At 74.2% G+C, this 2,458-nt stretch carries 2 protein-coding genes; both read right to left on the reverse strand.

The genetic code is table 11. The annotated features are described in order from the left end of the window. Positions 1-95: 95 nt before the first annotated feature. A complete protein-coding gene (locus tag ACFV61_RS02710) occupies positions 96-1,862 on the reverse strand; it encodes a relaxase/mobilization nuclease domain-containing protein (RefSeq protein WP_380489687.1) in 1,767 nt (588 codons plus the stop codon). Further along, positions 1,859-2,458, reverse strand: a 600-nt coding sequence (locus ACFV61_RS02715; protein ID WP_380489689.1) for a plasmid mobilization protein, incomplete at its 5' end; no start/stop codon positions are given. The genes ACFV61_RS02715 and ACFV61_RS02710, both read right to left, overlap by 4 nt.

A 2,458-nucleotide genomic window follows, 5' to 3' on the forward strand; every position in this document is an offset into this window, starting at 1 on the left:
GGGGGGGGGGGGTTTTTGGGGGGGGGGGGGGGGGGGCCGGGGGCGGGGGGGGGGGGGGGCGCCCCCCCCCCCCCCCCCCCCCGTCGCTGGGCTGGTTACCGCTTGGGGCGGTACGACCCGGGTACCGGCGGTGCCGGAGGCGCGGGCGGTTGAGGGGCCGTTCCCGCTGCGGGGGTGGTGGTGCGGCGGGTGGTGCTCCTGGACAGGGCCGCGCTGGTGCGCAGTTCGTCGTGGGTGGCGGCCGGTCCGGGGGCGGGGAGGTGGGCGGCGCGGCGGATGCGCCAAGTGAGGACGGCGGCGGGCGAGGCGGCGGTGGCGAGTTCGCGTCGTCCGGCGGCGTTGGTGAGCAGGGTGGTCGGGTCGTGGCCGGCGGCTTCGGCCTGGGCGAGGGTGGCGGCGAGGGCTGCCCAGTTGTCCTCTGCGATCAGACGGGCGGCCTGGTCGGCGGGCAGGGTGCGGCGGACGGCGTCGGCCTGCCGGTCGTGGTCCGCCTTCGGGAGGCAGTGGCCTTCGAGGGTCAGGTGGGCGATCGGCTTGGCCGCGTGCCGGGTGTAGGCGGCGCGCAGGTGGTCGGCCGCCGCACGGGCGGCGTCGGCCTGGCGCCGGTGGCCTTGGGCGGCGTGCCACTTGGCGATGACGATCGCGAGCAGGACGAGGCTGGTCAGGATCGTGGCGGCGGCCGTGCCCTCCTCGCCTCCGGTGCCGCCCATGGGGCCGCCGTAGAGGAGTTCGCGGGCAGCGGAGCGCATCGCTCGCATCTCTCCTCGGGCGGCGCGGGTGCGGGCGACGGCGGTGAACTCCAGGGCCCGGGCGGCCTGGTTGATCTCCTTCCTGGACAGGACGGGGCTGGTGAGCGCGAGGGTGTCGAGCACCTCGATGGCACCGCTGACCACCGCGGCGACCTGACCGGCCCGGGGCTCGTCGTCGATGGTGGCGACGGCATGGTCGGTGGTGGTGCTGGCCCGGTACCGGACCGCGGCCGGCCGCCCCTTGCCACCCGGACGGCTGAGGGCAGGCTCGTCGATGCCGATGGCGAAGCGCTCGTGGATCTTGGGAAGGGTGAGGTCGGCGGCGAGCTGGCTGCCGGAGAACCACACCGGACCACCCGGATCACCAGTGGGCAGGGCGAACTTGTAGCCCCTGGCGTCGCCGGAGGGCAGGCGGCGGACCTCGAACTGGATCCCCTGCGCGGTGAGGCGGGAGAGGAACTCCTCCTCACCGGCGGCCCCGGCCAGGGCCCGGCGCACACCGGTCCGCAGTCGGGTCCGCCCGGTCTCCTCCTGGCCCAGGCGCTCGGCTTTGCGCAGCTCAGGGCTCTTGGCGCGCTTGGGGATCGCCGCCCGGTATTCCGGTGTGCGGGTGTCGGACAGGTCCTTGAGCCGGTACTGCCTCTCGATCTCGGTGAGCTCGGTCTCCGCCCGGTACTGGTCACCACGCAGGCGGGCCTGGGTCAGGTCCGCGCGCACCGTGGTGGCGAGGATGTGGATGTGGTTGTCCCCGTGGTGCACCGCGACCCACCGGCATCCGTTGGGATCGCCGTCCTGGGCGATGCCGGCGGCGGCCACGATGCGGCGGGCGATGTCCGCCCACTCCTCGTCGCTCAAGTTCCTGTCGGACGGGTCTGCACGGACCATGCGGTGGTAAACGTGCTTCTTGACCAGCCTGCCGTAGCAGACGACGTGAAGATCGAGGGCGTCCCGCAGCTGGGCCAGGGTGGCCTCGCCGTCGCGGCCCGGGTCGGGCGCGAAGCCGTCCCACGAGGCCACGAGGTGCGGGTCGGTGTGCTCGTTGCGCCTGCCCGGACCGTACAGGTACTTGAGCGCCTCGAGCGTGTTCTTGCCGGAGCGGGATGTGGTGATCACCGGCGGGCGGCCTTCGCCACACGCATCGCAGTAGTGTCGACCTGGGCAACGGCCCGGCGGGTCTCAACCACCAGCTCCCTGGCCTTGTCCAAGGTGATCTGCGCCGGGCCGTGGTCGATGCCGATCTGGGCGTTGAGCTGGAAGGCGATCTGGTTGCCGTTGACGCCGACCTTGCCGAGCTGGAACCGCGCGGCGTCTAGCGAGCGCACGGCCTCGTCCAGCTGCTCGTCACGGGTCACCGTGCCGGCGCTGCCGGCGGTCAGGGCCTGGCGCTCCAGGTAGTCGGCGACGGTCAGGCCGGCCGCCTGCGCGAGGCGCTTGATCTGCGTTTCGCGTTCGGCGGTGCAGCGAAAGCCGAGCTTCTTCGTCTTGGGGTTCTCGCTGTCGCGTCGGCGGCGCTTGGGACGACGCGCGCTGGCACGCTCAGCGCGCTCAGCTCGGGCGGGCGTGAACGGCTCGACGGCGGGCTTCTCCTCCTGCTTCGCCGCGCCCTCGCGGTGAAGCTCCGGTGCTGCCGCCCTCGGCAGCACCGGCCCGTCCACGCCCCCCTGGGCGTGGGCGTCCGCGGGCGGGGGCCCGGAGGGGGCCCCCCCCCC

It is taken from the genome of Kitasatospora sp. NPDC059817, assembly GCF_042731835.1.
In the GTDB taxonomy this organism is placed as follows: Bacteria; Actinomycetota; Actinomycetes; order Streptomycetales; family Streptomycetaceae; genus Kitasatospora.